11 protein-coding genes are annotated in these 15,094 nt (G+C 74.6%); 5 read left to right on the top strand and 6 right to left on the bottom strand.

Going from position 1 to position 15,094, the window contains the following annotated elements; translation table 11 throughout:
• Positions 1–135 precede the first annotated feature (135 nt).
• Complete coding sequence (locus tag DDW44_RS02640; RefSeq protein ID WP_240800503.1) at positions 136–1,452, bottom strand: tetratricopeptide repeat protein; 1,317 nt, start codon at positions 1,450–1,452, stop codon at positions 136–138.
• Positions 1,449–2,975, bottom strand: a complete 1,527-nt coding sequence (locus tag DDW44_RS02635; RefSeq protein WP_108905407.1) for a DUF4331 domain-containing protein — start codon at positions 2,973–2,975, stop codon at positions 1,449–1,451. The genes DDW44_RS02640 and DDW44_RS02635 overlap by 4 nt, the downstream gene beginning before the upstream one ends.
• Positions 2,976–3,255: 280 nt before the next feature.
• On the opposite strand from DDW44_RS02635, the gene DDW44_RS02630 reads away from it, so the two are divergent.
• Positions 3,256–3,522, top strand: coding sequence for a hypothetical protein (locus tag DDW44_RS02630; protein ID WP_170815049.1), 267 nt, complete (start codon positions 3,256–3,258; stop codon positions 3,520–3,522).
• Positions 3,523–3,777: 255 nt separating this feature from the next.
• On the opposite strand, the gene DDW44_RS02625 is transcribed toward DDW44_RS02630, so the two are convergent.
• The 4 genes from DDW44_RS02625 to hmgA all read right to left on the bottom strand — a co-directional run bounded on the left by DDW44_RS02625 (position 3,778) and on the right by hmgA (position 8,790).
• Complete coding sequence (locus tag DDW44_RS02625; protein WP_017945362.1) at positions 3,778–5,001, bottom strand: CaiB/BaiF CoA transferase family protein; 1,224 nt, start codon at positions 4,999–5,001, stop codon at positions 3,778–3,780.
• 280 nt (positions 5,002–5,281) lie between these two features.
• A complete protein-coding gene (locus DDW44_RS02620; protein ID WP_108905406.1) occupies positions 5,282–6,478 on the bottom strand; it encodes a type ISP restriction/modification enzyme in 1,197 nt (398 codons plus the stop codon).
• On the bottom strand, positions 6,475–7,224 hold the full coding sequence (locus tag DDW44_RS02615) for a GntR family transcriptional regulator (protein WP_017945364.1): 750 nt from the start codon (positions 7,222–7,224) through the stop codon (positions 6,475–6,477). Before DDW44_RS02615 ends, DDW44_RS02620 begins: the two co-directional genes overlap by 4 nt.
• A 237-nt stretch (positions 7,225–7,461) precedes the next feature.
• Positions 7,462–8,790: a homogentisate 1,2-dioxygenase gene (gene hmgA / locus DDW44_RS02605; protein ID WP_108905405.1), complete on the bottom strand. Its 1,329-nt coding sequence runs from the start codon at positions 8,788–8,790 to the stop codon at positions 7,462–7,464.
• A 451-nt stretch (positions 8,791–9,241) separates the two neighbouring features.
• On the opposite strand from hmgA, the gene DDW44_RS02600 reads away from it, so the two are divergent.
• From DDW44_RS02600 to DDW44_RS02585, 4 genes are all read left to right on the top strand, one after another.
• Positions 9,242–11,482 (top strand): molybdopterin oxidoreductase family protein, encoded by a 2,241-nt coding sequence (locus DDW44_RS02600; RefSeq protein WP_108905404.1) that lies wholly within the window; start codon positions 9,242–9,244, stop codon positions 11,480–11,482.
• Between the two features lie 169 nt (positions 11,483–11,651).
• Positions 11,652–11,999 carry a hypothetical protein gene (locus tag DDW44_RS02595; protein ID WP_240800504.1) on the top strand — a complete coding sequence of 116 codons (348 nt, stop codon included), beginning with the start codon at positions 11,652–11,654 and terminating at the stop codon, positions 11,997–11,999.
• A gap of 518 nt (positions 12,000–12,517) precedes the next feature.
• Positions 12,518–13,909 carry an aldehyde dehydrogenase family protein gene (locus tag DDW44_RS02590; RefSeq protein WP_108905402.1) on the top strand — a complete coding sequence of 464 codons (1,392 nt, stop codon included), beginning with the start codon at positions 12,518–12,520 and terminating at the stop codon, positions 13,907–13,909.
• A gap of 17 nt (positions 13,910–13,926) precedes the next feature.
• Positions 13,927–15,009 (top strand): Zn-dependent alcohol dehydrogenase, encoded by a 1,083-nt coding sequence (locus DDW44_RS02585; RefSeq protein ID WP_108905401.1) that lies wholly within the window; start codon positions 13,927–13,929, stop codon positions 15,007–15,009.
• Positions 15,010–15,094 lie beyond the last annotated feature (85 nt).

Raw genomic sequence — 15,094 nt, 5'->3', positions numbered from 1 at the left:
GCGAGGGTGCCGAGGATCGGATCGGTCATCGGGAACCTCCGAGGAAGCCCCCGGCTTCGGGCGGGGGAGGGGCCGGACTCCTGCGGAGCAGGGCGTGGGAGGGCGCATCGCCGCCGGGCCGGCCCGGTGTCCGGGTCATGTCGCCTCCAGTCCGTCGAGGGCGCGGCGCGCCTCGCGCGCGCCGAGGGGGGAGAAGGCGGGATTGAGCTCCAGGGCACGGGACAGCGAGGCACGCGCGGCTGCCCGCTCGCCCGCGGCGCGTTCGATCATGCCGCGGTGATAGAGGAAGGTCGCGTCCCGGTAACCCGTCGCGGTCGCCGCCCGCGCATGGGGCAGGGCCTCCTCGGAGCGCCCCGCGCGATGCAGCGCCCAGGCGAGGGCGTCCTCGGTGTGCACGGTGCGGCGGCGCTGCCATTCGGCGCGGGCCGCCCGCAGGGCCTCGGCGCGGTCGCCGTGGTCGGCGGCGGCGAGCGCCGTGTCCAGGTCCGGGTTCACCCCGCCCGCCTTGGCGAGCCCGGCCCAGGTGCCGAGCACCTCGTACTGGCGACGGGCGGGCCCGGGCCTGCCGCTCGCCTCGTAGAGCTCGCCGAGCGCGACCAGCCGCCCCGGCAGCGGGGACCGGTCGACGATCTCCTCGAACTCCGCGATGGCGGCGGCAAGCTGCCCCTTTCCGGTGAGGGCCCGGGCACGGCACTCGCGGGCCTCCAGATGGTCCGGTTCGGCCTTCAGGGCCTGGCCGCACTGCCGCAGCGCCTCGTCGTACCCGCCCTGGGACCAGGCGAGCCGGCCGAGCGCCGTCGCCGTGTAGGCGACGTCGGCCCGGGTGGTCGCCGCGTTCCGCGCCAGCTCCAGCACGCGCCGCGCCTCCTTGGTGTCCCCGCGCAGTTCCCGCACATAGGCGAGCCGGGTGAACACCGGGATGCCCGGCCGGCGGGCGTCCGCCCGGCGCGCCGCGTCCAGCGCCGCCGGATAGCGGCCGAGTTCGACGAGCGCGTCGATCCGCACGGCGAGGCCGTGCTCGCTGTACGGGTTGACCACCAGCGCCCGGTCGGCGTCCCGGAGCGCCGCGGGGAAGTCGTGCCGTGCCGCCGCCAGGGCCGCCCGGCCGGCGAGCGCGTCGGCGTTGCCGTCGGGCCGCAGCCGCAGCGAGCGGGCGAACGCCTCTGCGGCCTGCGGATACCGCGACGGGTCGCCGCCTGCCCGGGCTTCCTCGACGTAGGCCGCGCCGAGCGCAGCCCAGGCGCCCGCGTCCTTGGGCTGCGCCTTCAGCCGGGCCTGGAGGGCGCGCACCCCCTGCCCGGGAGCCGCCCCGGGGGTCACCGCCCCCGCGGCGGCCGGGGCCGCGGGCACCTCGTCCGGGCCGCCCAGCACCGCTCCCGCGGCGGTCAGCACGAACGCCAGTCCCACCACCCCGGCCCCCAGGCGCCACCCGGACCGCATGGTCCGCGTCATGACCACCTGCCGCGACGCCGCGTCCGCCACCACACGAGTCCGAGTACGGCGAACACGGCGCCCGCGCCTCCGGCTCCGGCCCAGACCGCCATCATCGTCCGGTCGTCCGCGATACCGCCCGAGGTCAGCTCGGCGCCGTCGAGCTGGGTGCGGTTGCCGCCGGCCTCGGCCAGGGGCCCGTCCGAGCCCGATGTCGGCAGTGCCACGTACGGGAAGGCCTTCTCGAACTCCACGTCGTTCTTGTCCACGGCGTCGCCCAGGTCGTTCTTCTTGCCGACGAGTTCGCCCTCGACGACCTGGAGCGCGATGTCCAGGACGTCGTCGGTCAGCCGGCGCCCGTTCGGGAAGCCCGCGTTGTCGCCGTCCAGCACGCCCAGCCGCTTCGGCGCCCCCGTGGGCGGCACGGCCGTGTTCAGCCGCAGTGCCTCGGCGGGGCGCACGTGCGGCGGCTGGTTGAGGTCCTTCACCCCGGTGAGGAACACCGACACCAGGTCGTCGCGCGGCTCCTCGGGTGCTTCGATCTTGAAGATGCCCTCGATGAGCTTGGGGAGCTCCGGGTTGGTGACGGACTTCAGGAAGTCCCCGTCGTTCAGCGGGTTGGACGCGTTGAACTTGTCCTTGTCCTTGAGCGGGATGACGACCTCGTTCACCAGCGGCATGCCCAGCCGGGAGACCTGCGTCCAGTCCCCGCCCGCGGTCCTGCGGTGCGTGGTCGTCCAGATCCCGACCACGGGCTGGCCCACCGACTGCCGGATGTGCTCGGAGGGCACCTGCAGGGCGATGCTGTTGACGTTGTAGCCCTTCAGGGTGTCGCGCCCGACCTCGGACAGGTCGCCTCCGTACAGCAGGTCGAACACCCGGAGGTCGAGGAAGAACGGGTCGTCGGCCTGGCCGGCGAAGACGGTGGTGCCGCCCTTCAGCTCGCGTACCGCCTCCTTCCGGAGCTTCGCGTAGTCCGGCATGGACGCCTTGCCCACGTTGGACGGGGCGACCGGCACATCGTTCGCGATCTTCGTGGTGGAGACCACGCGGTGGCCCCGCAGCCGGATCATCTCCAGGTCGTAGGTCTGGGTGATGTTGAGGTCCGGGTCGTCCAGGCTGGTCACCGGGCCCGTGTTGAACAGGAACGTGTCGCCGTTCTTGACCTGGTCGTGGAAGGTCCAGCGGTAGAGCAGGTCGGCCCGGGCGTCGCCGTCGGAGTCGATGTTGACGTCGTAGCGGGCGTCGTTCGCGAAGCGGTAGAAGTTCGGTCCGCCCGCCGGCTCCTCGAACGGCAGCCAGTTCGCGATGATCGTCGTGGTGTCCGGCCGGTCGGGGCTGACGAACGCGTACACGTCCGTCGTGTCGTACTGCGGCTGCCCGGAGATCAGCGGGGCCTCCCGGTGGCTGGACGCGCTGGCGGTGCCCGGTGCGAGTGCGGAGCTCACTCCGGCGGCCGCGAGCCCCCCTGCCGCCAGCGCACCACACACGAGCGCGGCGAGGTTCCTGCGCCCCTGTGTGCTCCTGATGAGATGAGAGAACATGTCTCGGTCCCGTCCTGTCGTGGACTCTCGTCGACTGCGTGGACTGTCGTGTACGAGGCGGTCCTTGCTGCCTGGTGACAGGTGTTCGGGGCTGTGCGGCCGGAGGTTTGGTCGACTTCACGGAGTGTCCAACTCGCCCTGGAATCAGGTGGATTCACGCCGATGTCGTCAACCCCCGTACGTGTGTGCTGAATCGCTCAGGCGGGATACACGAGTGTGAGGCCGGGGCGATAGGGTTAATCTGCCCGGGCCGGGTGCCCTCGTACGGGTGGGGAGTGACATGGAACAGATAACGATGCGCAGCAGGGCGCGGGTCCCTGCGATCACCTGCGGGACGAGCACGACCAGCTCGCGTCTCGACCGCCATCTCGCGGTGCTCGGCGGACCTGCCGTGCCGCAGCGCGAAGCGGCCGAGGCGACCTCCCTGATGCGTGAGCTGACCACGCGTGACGTCGCGCACAGCCGCGGCAGCAAGAGCGCGCGCGTCTCGCTCTTCGCGCCGCTGCGGCGGCTGCGCCGTTCGCTGTTCGGCAGCCGAGGCCTGTGACCGGCGGGGTGGCCGGCCGGCGGACCGGGCACGCGTGATTCGTTCACGCGCACCCGTCCCCCTCGCTCCCGTCCGGTCACCGTAGGCCCGACCACCCCGCCGAGCCACACCTCGCGCCGCTTGTCCGCGCCCCGGTCCCGGCCGGGGTCCGCGTGCGTACGCCACGGGCTCCGGTCCGCCCCGCACCGGCCCAGGGGCCACCGGCCGGGCCGTCGCGTCCCGTACGGAGCCGCTGGTCCGCCGCGCGAACCCGGGTCACCCGAGGTGCCCGCCGGGCGGGTGCTCCGCCGGCACCACCCCGTCCCGATGCAGCTCGGCGACCTCCGCCGCGGTCAGTCCCGCCTCGCGCAGCAGGGCGCCGGTGTGCTCGCCGAGCGCGGGCACCGCGCCCATGCCCGGCTCCGGCCCGTCCGGGAAGGTGATCGGCGGCAGCATCGCCCGCAACGGGCCGGCGGGCGTGGCCACGTCCCGCCAGCGGTCCCGGGCCGCCAGTTGCGGGTGGGCCGCCAGGTCGGCCACGCTGTTCAGCCGGGCGCAGGCGATGCCCGCCTCCTCCAGCGCCGCCACCGCCCCCGCGGTGTCCAGCCGGGCCAGCGCCCGTGCGACCACCGCGTCCGTCCTGCCGCGGTTCGCCGTCCGCGCCTTGTTGGTCGCGAAGGCCGGGTCCTCGGCCAGCTCGGGCCGGCCCAGTACCCGCTCGGCCAGCCGCTGCCACTCCCGGTCGTTCTGCACCGACAGCAGCACCTGGCCGCCGTCGGCCGTGGGGTACGCGTCGTAGGGCGCGATGACCGCGTGCGCCAGACCCGTGCGCTCCGGGGCCTCGCCCCCGTGCATCCCGTGGTGCAGGGGGTGCCCCATCCACTCCGCGAGCGACTCCAGCATCGAGATCTCCACCGGGCCGCCGCGTCCGGTCGTGCCCCGCCGCAGCAGGGCCGCCAGCACCCCCGAGAAGGCGTACATCGCCGCCGCGACGTCCGCCGCCGGAATGCCCGCCTTCACCGGCTGCTCGGCGGTGCCGGTCACGGACACCAGTCCGGCCTCGCACTGCACGAGCATGTCGTAGGCCCGTTTGTGGGCGTACGGGCCGTACCCGCCGTACCCGGAGATGTCCACGGCGACCAGCCGCGGGTGCGCGGCACAGAGTGTGGCGGCGTCCAGTCCGAGCCGGGCGGCCGCGCCCTGGGCGAGGTTCTGGACGAAGACGTCGGCCCGCGCGACCAGCCGGCGGACCGCGTCCAGGCCCCGGGGGTCCTTGAGGTCCACGGCGAGGGACTCCTTGCCGCGGTTGCACCAGACGAAATGCGAGGCGAGGCCGCCCGCCGCGGTGTCGTAGCCGCGGGCGAAGTCGCCGCCGTCGGGCCGCTCCACCTTGATCACTCGAGCGCCGAGGTCGGCGAGCTGACGGGTCGCGAACGGGGCCGACACGGCCTGTTCGACGGCGACGACGGTGATGCCTTCCAGAGGCGGCGGCTGGCTCATGCCAGCCGTTCATACCGTGTAGACGCCATCCGTGTCACCCCGGTACGGGAGGCGGCCGGCCGGCCATTGGCCGACCCGGGGGCCGGGGCGGCGCCGGGCGACCGGGCGGCAAGGCGGTACTGCGACCGGACGGCAAGGCGGTAGGGCGCCGGAGTCTTCGTGCGGCGGCGCGGGTGTGCGGGGCGGTCGGGTGGGAGCTCCTGCGGCCCGCGGTCCGCCGGGCCCCGGGCCACCGGCGGAACCTGCGCGTGGCGGCGCGGGTTCCCCACGAGGGCAGGTCTCAGAGCAGCACGAACTGCCCGCCGGGCCCCTCCTCGCGGTGGTCGAGCACGGAAGCGGGGGCGCGGGCGGACCTCGGTGCCGGGGGTACGCGCAGGTCGTGCCAGCCGGTACGGGCGATGTCCGCTCCCAGTTCCGCGCGCGGCTGGTCCAGTTGCCCGAGCAGCGCGAGCACCGTGACCAGCTCCAGCAGCTCCGAGGTCCACTCCTGCGGCCAGGCGGACGGTCCGAGCGCCTCCAGCGTGCCCGCCGCGGGCTCCGCGGTCCGCCGGGCGAACCAGTCCTCGAGCACCCGGACACCGCCCACCCGGAAGTCCCAGGCCCCGGCCGGCACCGGTGCGATCCGTCCCCCGTCGAGGAGCAGGGCCTCCTCCTGCGGGTCGTAGACCAGCGTCGCCGGCCGGGAGGGGACCGCGGCCCGGACGTACGGCCGCCGTCCGCCTGGCAGCCGGGGCCGCTCGCCGTCCCGCGCGCCCCTGAGCTGGATGCCGATGAGCCGCCGGCCCAGCCGCACCCCTCGCTCCCACACGCCGGGGTCCGCCGTGAACGGCACCTCGCAGCCCCCCGCCGTGGGCCGTCCCGCCGCGGCCACCCAGGCGAGGACGTCGCCGGGTTCGGCCGCGTCCGGGAAGCGCTCGCGCAGCGCGGCCAGCAGCCCCGGCGCCAGGTTGGGCTCCCGTGCGCCGGGCCGCCGGTACAAGGGCCGTATGCGGCCGGGTCTCCCGGTGCCGCGGCCCTCCGGGAGGGCGCCGGTGACCAGTACGGCGGGGCCGCCGTCGCCCGGGACGCGGCCCTGCTCCACCGCGAAGAGCTGCCGGCCGTCGGCGACCCGCCACAACTCCGGCCGTGCCACGTCGATCAGCCGGTGGTCGGGGATGATCCACTGCTGGTCGAACGGCGCGTGCGCGATGCGCACCGGTTCCGGGCAGGTCCCGCGCTCCGCGGCGAACCGGCCGGTCCCGGTCGCCTGCCCGGGCAGCGCCGCGACCGAACTGCCCAGACCGCGGGCCCGGGTCTGCTGGAAGAGGGCGGCCCGTTCCCGGCCGCCGGCCGCGACCAGCGCGTCCCACCGGGCCCGCAGCGTCCCGGCGTCGGGCGCGACGATCCAGCCGCGGCCTAGCCGCAGCGGCCCGGTCGACCACGGCATGACGTCGTCCAGCGGGACGGCGCCGCCCGCGCCGCCCTCCTGACCGCTCACTCCGCCTCGATGGTCACGGAGAACGAGAACCGGTCGCCCCGGTACCGGATCCGTGCCACGTCCACCACCCGCCCCTCCGCGTCGTAGGTCACGCCCGTGTAGTGGAGGATCGGCGACAGCAGCGGCACCTGCAGCAGTTCCGCCGTCTCCGGGTCGGCGAGCCGGGCCTCCACCGTGTCCGTGATGCGGCTGATCCGTACCCCGACGACGTCCCGCAACACCTTGGTCATCGGCCAGCGCTCCAGGTCCGCCACGTCCAGCCGGGCCGCGACATCGGGCCGTACCGCGTTCTCCGCCCAGTTCGTGGGCTCGCCGCTGTCGCCGTCGCACCGCAGCCTGCGGTAGGTGACGACCTCGTCCCCGTCCGGGAAGTACTCGGCGAGCTCGCCCGGCACGGGTTCCGCGGCGTGGCCGAGGACCGTGGTCCGCTCGCCGGACTGCTGGGCCACGATCGCGTCGATCGAGCCCAGCAGCCTCCGGGGCGCACTGCGCCGGGCGCCCGGCTCGATGAAGGTGCCGCGCCGCCGGTGGCGGCTGATGAGCCCTTCCGACTCCAGCTCCTTGAGCGCCTGCCGCATGGTCAGCACGCTCACCCCGTAGTGCTCGGCCAGCTGCTCCTCCGTCGGCAGGCGCAGCGGGTCGTGCGGTCTGCGCCCGAGTATGGAGGCACGCAGCGACTGCGAAACCTGGTACCAGAGGGGCAGCTTGCGATTCAGGACGAGCGAGTCGGGGGCGAAGGCGGTCACCGGTTTCCTCCGAGGACGCCCCGGCCTTCCGGCCGGAGAGAGTCGTGCACCGCGTGCGGAGCCGTGTCCCCCAGGGGACCGGAACTCCGCCCGCGTGATGCTCGTCCGGGCTGGTCTCAGCCCGGCTGGTGCTGATCGTGCAGGCCCTGCCCCCTTCCGGGCCGGGCGATGTGAACCGGGAATCCCGGGTCCTGTGCGGCAGGGAGGACGTCAGGACACTCCGTACCAGATCCGGCCTCAGGACCGGAAGTGGCGCTCCAGACCCTGCCACACGTCGTCGTACCCCGTCTGCAGGTGGTCGGCGTTCGCCGCCTGGGCGGTGGCGGTCACCGGCCAGCGCGTCTCGAACATGAACGCCAGCCCGTCGTCGATCCTCTGCGGCACGAGGTCGGCGGCGCTCGCCCTGTCGAAGGTCTCCCGGTCGGGTCCGTGCGCGGACATCATGTTGTGCAGCGAGCCGCCGCCCGGGACGAAGCCGCCCTCCCCGGAGGTCTTCGCGTCGTAGGCGCCCTCGATCAGACCCATGTACTCGCTCATCACATTGCGGTGGAAGTACGGCGGCCGGAAGGTGTCCTCACCGACGAGCCAGCGCGGCGCGAACACCACGAAGTCGACGCCCGCGAGCCCCGGGGTGTCGCTGGGCGAGGTGAGCACGGTGAAGATCGACGGGTCGGGGTGGTCGTACGAGATGGTTCCCATCACGTTGAACGTCCGCAGGTCGTAGACGTACGGCACATGACTGCCGTGCCAGGCGACGACGTCGAGCGGCGAGTGGTCGTAGGTGGCGGTCCACAGGTTGCCGCAGAACTTGTTCACCACCTCGACGTCGCCCTCGACGTCCTCGTACGCCGCGACCGGGACCCGGAAGTCCCTGGGGTTGGCGAGCCCGTTGGCCCCGATCGGGCCCAGCTCGGGCAGGGAGAAGGGCTGTCCGTAGTTCTCGCAGACATAGCCGCGGACGGTGTCGTCGAGCAGTTCGACCCGGAAGCGCACACCGCGGGGGACCAGCGCGACCTCACCGGGCCGGACGGACAGCAGGCCCAGCTCCGTACGCAGCAGCATGCCGCCGCGCTCGGGCACGATCAGCAACTCGCCGTCCGCGTCGCCGAACACCCGCCGCTCCATGGAGGTGTTGGCGTGGTACAGGTGCACCGCCATGCCGGTGCGCTGGGTGGCGTCGCCGTTGCCCCCGAGGGTCCACAGGCCGGACAGCCAGTCCGTGCCGGGCGCGGGCTCCGGCAGCGGGTCCCAGCGGAGCCGGTTCGGGTCCGGCACGGTCTCGGTGAACGGCGCGGTGCGCAGGGCGCCGTCGCCGGTTCGGACGAACGGGGGGTGGGCGGCCGACGGCCGGATGCGGTACAGCCACGAGCGCCGGTTGAGCGCGCGGGGCTCGGTGAACGCGCTGCCGCTCAGCTGCTCCGCGTACAGCCCGAGGGGGGCGCGCTGCGGTGAGTTCCGCCCGAGCGGCAGGGCGCCCGGGACGGCCTCCGAGCTGTGTTCGTTGCCGAATCCGGACAGGTACTCCAGCCCTTCGGCCGCCTTCCTCGCCTGCTCGATGCCGCTCATCCGCACTCCCGATGCGTCCGGTCCAAGGAATCCTATGCTGAACAATAGGATTCCTGGTGTACCCAGTCAACGGCCTCGCCCGGCCGCGTGGCGCGGGCGCGGGCCCGGGCCCGGCTCCGGGCGGGGTGGGCGACGGGCGGCCGGGCCGGCGGTGCGCGCGGGGCCGATCGCGCGGGGGAGGGTCGCGCGGGGCGGGGTGGGGCGGCGCGGCTGCGGGCGGGCGCGGTCGATGTGCTTGCGGGCTCGGCCAAGGCGCTCGCGGGCTCGGCCGAGGCGCTCGCAGGGACGGCCAAGGCGCTCGCGGGGACGGTCAAGGCGCTCGCGGGGACGGCCAAGGCGCCGGCGGGCGCCGGCGGGGTGCTGCGGGACGGCCCCTCCACAACGTGCGTACCGGTCGGTATGCTCTGGGTGCCCGTGCGCCACCGCTGCCGCCGCCCCGGGGAGGACCCCCATGCCAGGAACCGACGCCACCCGTACCGCCCTGCGGATCTGCCCGCTGTGCGAGGCCACCTGCGGACTGGTCCTGACCGTCGAACGCGACGGCGCCGGGGAACGGGTCGATACCGTCCGCGGGGACCGCGCGGACGTCTTCAGTGGGGGGTTCATCTGCCCGAAGGGCGCCTCCTTCGGCGAACTCGACTCCGATCCCGACCGGCTGCGGACCCCGCTCGTGCGCGACGCGCACGGCGAACTGCGCGAGGCGGGCTGGGACGAGGCGTTCGACGTCATCGCCGCCCGGATACGCCCGCTGATCGAGGAGCACGGGCCGGACGCGGTGGGCCTCGTCCTCGGCAACCCCAACGTCCACACCATGGCCGGCGGGCTCTATCCGCCCGTGCTGCTGTCCACGCTGGGCACCCGCAACCTCTTCACGGCCAGCACCCTCGACCAGATGCCCAAGCACGTCTCGAGCGGACTGCTCTTCGGCAACCCCCTGGCGATCCCCGTACCGGACCTGGACCGCACCGACCACCTGCTGCTCCTCGGCGCCAACCCCCTGGACTCCAACGGCAGCCTGTGCACCGCGCCCGACTTCCCGGGCCGGCTCAAGGCGCTGCGCCGCCGCGGCGGCCGGCTCACCGTGGTCGACCCGCGCCGCACCCGCACCGCGCGGCTCGCCGACCGGCACGTGGCCATCCGCCCCGGTACGGACGCGCTGCTGCTCGCCGCCCTCGTCCACGTGCTGTTCGAGGAGGACCTCACCGCTCCCGGCGCGCTCGCCGGGCAGGTCGACGGCATGGACGGAATACGCGAGGCGGTACGGGACTTCACCCCCGAGGCCGCCGCCGCGGCCTGCGACATGGACGCGGCCGTCATCCGCACGATCGCGCGCGAACTCGCCTCCGCGCCGACCGCCGCCGTCTACGGCCGCATCGGCAGCTGCACCGTCGAGCACGGCACCCTCGCCGGCTGGCTCGTCGACGTGCTCAACATCCTCACCGGAAACCTCGACCGGCCCGGCGGAGTCCTCTTCCCGCTCGCCGCGCACGACCGCGCCCCCCGGCCCGCGACCGAACCCGCCCGGCCCGGCAAGGGCTTCGCCCTCGGCCGCTGGACCAGCAGGGTCGCCGGACACCCCGAGGCCAAGGGCGAACTGCCCATCGCGGCCCTCGCCGAGGAGATCGAGACACCCGGCGAAGGGCGGATCCGCGCCGTCATCACCATCGCCGCCAACCCGGTGCTGTCCGCCCCCGACGGCGACCGCCTGGACCGGGCGCTCGGCGGGCTCGACCTCATGGTCAGCGTCGACCCCTACCTCAACGAGACCTCCCGCCACGCCGACGTCGTCCTGCCGCCGCCGCCCCCTTCGCGCAGCGGGCACTACGACTTCTCCTTCAACGGACTCGCCGTCCGCAACCAGGTCCGCTACACCCCTCCCGCCATCCCGCTCGACGAGGGCGCACTGGACGAGTGCGAGATCCACGCCCGGCTGATCCTGGCGGTGGGCGGTATGCACGGCGCCGAGCCCTCGGCGGTCGACGACATGGTCGTCTCGGGCTCCCTCGCCAGGGCCGTCGCCGACCCCCGTTCACCGGTGCACGGCCAGGACGCCGAGGAGCTGGCCGCCCGGCTGAACGGCCGTAGCGGCCCGGAACGGCGCCTGGACATGATGCTGCGCCTCGGCCCGTACGAGTTGACCCTGGACGATCTGCTCGCGCACCCCCACGGCATCGACCTCGGGCCGCTGCGGCCCCGGCTGGCGCAGGTGCTCAGGACCCGCAGCGGACGCGTGGAACTGCTGCCCGGCCCGATCGCGGCGGACCTGCCGCGGCTGCGGAGGGCACTCGGGGTGCGGGGTGACGGGCTGGTCCTCGTCGGCCGCCGCCATCTGCGGTCCAACAACAGCTGGATGCACAACATCCCGGCACTCCAGGGCGGCTCGAACCGCTGCACCCTCCAGGTCCACCCCGACGACGCCGCCCGGCTGGGGCTCGGCGACGGCGCCCTCGCCCGGGTCAAGGCGGCCGGGGGAGAGCTGGAGGTCCCGGTCGAGATCACCGACGAGGTGCGTACGGGGGTGGTGAGCCTTCCGCACGGCTGGGGGCACGACCGCCCCGGCACCCGGATGCGGGTGGCGGCGGCCCGTCCCGGGGTCAACGTCAACCAGCTGCTCGACGGTTCGCTGCTCGACCCGCTCTCCGGCACCTCGGTGCTCAACGGCTTCGCCGTGGAGGTGGCCCCGGCCCGCTGAGGTGGTCCTGGAGATCGCACCGGCCCGCTGAGGTGGTCCGCGCTCCCCTCGCGCGTTCCCTTCGGCTCTCCGTGGTCCGGGCGGTCCGCGGTGAACATCCGGAGGGGGCGCTGCGTACTAGAGGGCACCCGGGAACTCGAGCGTCTGTGCCTCAACGACAGGAGCGGCAATGACTGATGGTGACGGGCCGATCATGAGGGGGCTCGCCGACGGCGGGGCCGAACTCGCCGTGGTGCTCAGGCTGCGGTGGGACGACGTCGCGGCGCTCGGCCGCGAGGCGAGCCGGCTCGCGGAGCAGCGCGGGGCGCCGGTGACTCTCGACGAGGCGGCCAGTCACCGGCTGCGCACCTGGTCGTCGGTGTCCAAGTCCCAGGAGGAGAAGGGCCAGCAGGCGCCCGCGGCGATCAGCGGGGGCCAGCAGGTGGACCGTACACGTTCCCAGGTCGCGTCCATCTCGCCGCCGACCGTCCGCCCGCCGCAGCACAGCCCGACGGCACTCGGCCAGACCCCGGCCTGAACGCTCCCGCGGGTACGGGACCCCCCACCCTCGTATCCGCGGGCCCGGCCGCCGGACGGGCCTGGCCGCCCGACGGCGCCGGAGAACGGTCCGGCGTGCGGCAGGCGTCGCCGCTGCGACCTCGGCCGGCCCTGCGCTGGAGCGGCGGCCGGCGCCGCCCCTGCCGCCGCCGGCCGCTGTCCGCGGCGCCGGGACGCGGGGACCACCGGCGCCGACGGGCGCCGGTCGTGCCACCCGGACCGGCCGCCGGGCGCGCCGGGCGCGGAGCCTGCCGGCGCCGTCCGCGCCGCCGGGCGCACCAGCGGCGGGCGCGCGGCGGCACCACCGCGCACGCCACCCGCGCACCCGCCAGCACCGCCCACGAACACCGCCGCGAACTCGCGAAGCACCGCCCGGGAGCACCGCCCGTGCCGTGGGACAGAATCACACCGTTCCGCACCCGGCGGCCCTGGCGCCAGAAAACTAACGTCGCTAGTTTGGGCTGCGGTCACCTCTTGCCACGCACGAAGGAGCAGCCGTTGAAGGCCCACGACGGGATGTACATCGGCGGCGTGTGGCGTCCCGCCCTCGGCGCCGGCACCATCGCGGTGGTCGACCCCGCGGACGAGCAGGTCATCGCCCATGTGCCGGCCGGGTCCCCGGAGGACGTCGACGCGGCGGTGGTCGCGGCCCGGGACGCCTTCCCCGGCTGGGCCGCCACCGCGCCCGCGGACCGCGCCGCGCGCATCGCCGCGCTCCGCGATGTGCTCGCGGCCCGCAAGGACGAGGTCGCCGCGACCGTCACCGCCGAACTCGGTGCACCGCCCAGGCTCGCCGAGGCCGTCCACGCCGGTCTGCCGGTCCTGGTCGCCGGTTCGTACGCGGAGCTGGCCGCCTCGTACGCCTTCGAGGAGACGGTCGGCAACTCCACCGTGCTGCACGAGCCGGTGGGCGTCGTCGGCGCGATCACCCCGTGGAACTACCCGCTCCACCAGATCGTGGCCAAGGTCGCCCCCGCCCTCGCCGCCGGCTGCACGGTGGTGCTCAAACCCGCGGAGGACACTCCGCTCACCGCCCGGCTGTTCGCCGAGGCCGTCCACGAGTCGGGGCTCCCGGGCGGGGTGTTCAACCTCGTCACCGGTCTCGGCCCGGTCGCCGGTCAGGCCCTCGCCGAGCACCCCGGCGTGGATCTGGTCTCCTTCACCGGCTCCACCGCCGTCGGCCGCCGTATCGGCGCCACCGCCGGCGGGGCGGTCAAGCGGGTCGCCCTGGAACTCGGCGGCAAGTCCGCCAACGTGATCCTCCCCGGGGCCGACCTCCCCCGCGCGGTGAACGCCGGCATCGCCAACGTCATGTCCAACTCGGGCCAGACGTGCAGCGCCTGGACCCGGATGCTGGTGCACCGGGACCGGTACGAGGAGGCCGTGGCGCTGGCCGCCGAGGCCGCCGCCAAGTACGTCCCCGGCGACCGCCTCGGCCCGCTCGTCAGCGCCCGGCAGCGGGATCGGGTCCGCGGCTACATCGAGCAGGGCGTGGCCGAGGGCGCCCGGCTCGTCGCCGGCGGTCCCGAGGCCCCGCGGGAGACGGGCTACTACGTCTCGCCGACGGTCTTCGCCGACGTCACCCCGGACATGACCATCGCCCAGGAGGAGATCTTCGGGCCGGTCGTCTCGCTCATGAGGTACGAGGACGAGGACGACGCCCTGCGGATCGCCAACGGCACGGTCTACGGCCTCGCGGGCGCCGTGTGGGGCGAGCGGGACGAGGCCGTCGCCTTCGCGCGCCGGATGGACACCGGGCAGGTCGACATCAACGGCGGTCGCTTCAACCCGCTGGCCCCCTTCGGCGGGTACAAGCAGTCGGGCGTGGGCCGCGAACTCGGTACCCACGGCCTCGCCGAGTATCTGCACACCAAGTCCCTCCAGTTCTGAACCGGGAGACAACCACCGTGGTCCGCGCCGCAGTCCTGCCCGCCGTCGGCTCCCCTCTGGAGATCACCCGCATCGAACTCCCCGAGCCCGGTCCCGGCCGGGTGCGGGTGCGCCTGACCGCCGCCGGGGTCTGCCACTCCGATCTGTCGCTCTCCAACGGCACCATGCAGGTGCCGGTCCCCGCCGTCCTCGGCCACGAGGGCGCGGGCACCGTGGTGTCCGTCGGCGAGGGCGTCACCCATGTCGCCCCCGGTGACGGGGTGGTGCTCAACTGGGCCCCGTCCTGCGGGCACTGCCACCACTGCTCCCTCGGCGAGGTGTGGCTGTGCGCCGGCGCGCTCAAGGGCGCCGGCGCCGTCCACGCCGTCACCGAGGACGGCACCCAACTCCACCCGGGGCTGAACGTCGCCGCCTTCGCCGAGGAGACCGTGGTCGCGGCGAACTGCGTGCTGCCGCTCCCGGAGGGGGTGCCGCCGGCCGAGGCCGCCCTGCTCGGGTGCGCGGTCCTCACCGGCTACGGCGCGGTCCACCATTCGGCCCGGGTCCGTGAGGGGGAGACCGTCGTCGTCCTGGGCGTCGGCGGTGTCGGACTCGCCACCCTCCAGGCGGCCCGGATCGCGGGCGCGTCGAGGATCATCGCCGTGGACGTGTCGCCCGGGAAGGAAGGCCTCGCCCGCGCCGCAGGCGCCACCGACTTCGTCGTCGCCTCCGACGCCACCGCCCGCGAGGTCCGCGCCCTGACCGGCGGCCTGGGCGCGGACGTGGCCGTGGAGTGCGTGGGCCGCGCGGTGACGATCCGTGCCGCCTGGGACTCGACGCGGCGCGGCGGGCGGACGACGGTGGTCGGCATCGGCGGCAAGGACCAGCAGGTCACCTTCCACGCTCTGGAGCTCTTCCACTGGGGCCGTACCCTCTCGGGCTGCGTCTACGGCAACTCCGACCCGGCCCGGGACCTCCCGGTGCTCGCGGAGCACATCCGGGCCGGCCGGCTCGACCTGAGTGCGCTCGTCACCGAGCGGATCGGCCTCGACGGCATCCCGGCCGCCTTCGAGAACATGGTCGCGGGCAAGGGCGGCAGGGCGCTCGTCGTCTTCCCTTAGCCCCGGCCCGGGGACTGCCGTCGGCACGATCGGACGGGCGGCCGGTGCACGGGGCGGCCGTCACAGCGCGCGGACGCGGCAGCCG

The sequence above is a fragment of the Streptomyces tirandamycinicus genome, assembly GCF_003097515.1.
In the GTDB taxonomy this organism is placed as follows: Bacteria; Actinomycetota; Actinomycetes; order Streptomycetales; family Streptomycetaceae; genus Streptomyces; species Streptomyces tirandamycinicus.
The sequence above is the reverse complement of the archived record's forward strand: the minus strand, read 5'-3'. Positions and strand labels throughout refer to the sequence as shown.

Bases quoted from the DNA above. Each gene is read 5' to 3' on its own strand.
- DDW44_RS02640 (WP_240800503.1), bottom strand. From the start codon at position 1,452: ATGACGCGGACCATGCGGTCCGGGTGGCGCCTGGGGGCCGGGGTGGTG.
- DDW44_RS02635 (WP_108905407.1), bottom strand. From the start codon at position 2,975: ATGTTCTCTCATCTCATCAGGAGCACACAGGGGCGCAGGAACCTCGCC.
- DDW44_RS02630 (WP_170815049.1), top strand. From the start codon at position 3,256: ATGGAACAGATAACGATGCGCAGCAGGGCGCGGGTCCCTGCGATCACC.
- DDW44_RS02625 (WP_017945362.1), bottom strand. From the start codon at position 5,001: ATGAGCCAGCCGCCGCCTCTGGAAGGCATCACCGTCGTCGCCGTCGAA.
- hmgA (WP_108905405.1), bottom strand. From the start codon at position 8,790: ATGAGCGGCATCGAGCAGGCGAGGAAGGCGGCCGAAGGGCTGGAGTAC.
- DDW44_RS02600 (WP_108905404.1), top strand. From the start codon at position 9,242: ATGCCAGGAACCGACGCCACCCGTACCGCCCTGCGGATCTGCCCGCTG.
- DDW44_RS02595 (WP_240800504.1), top strand. From the start codon at position 11,652: ATGACTGATGGTGACGGGCCGATCATGAGGGGGCTCGCCGACGGCGGG.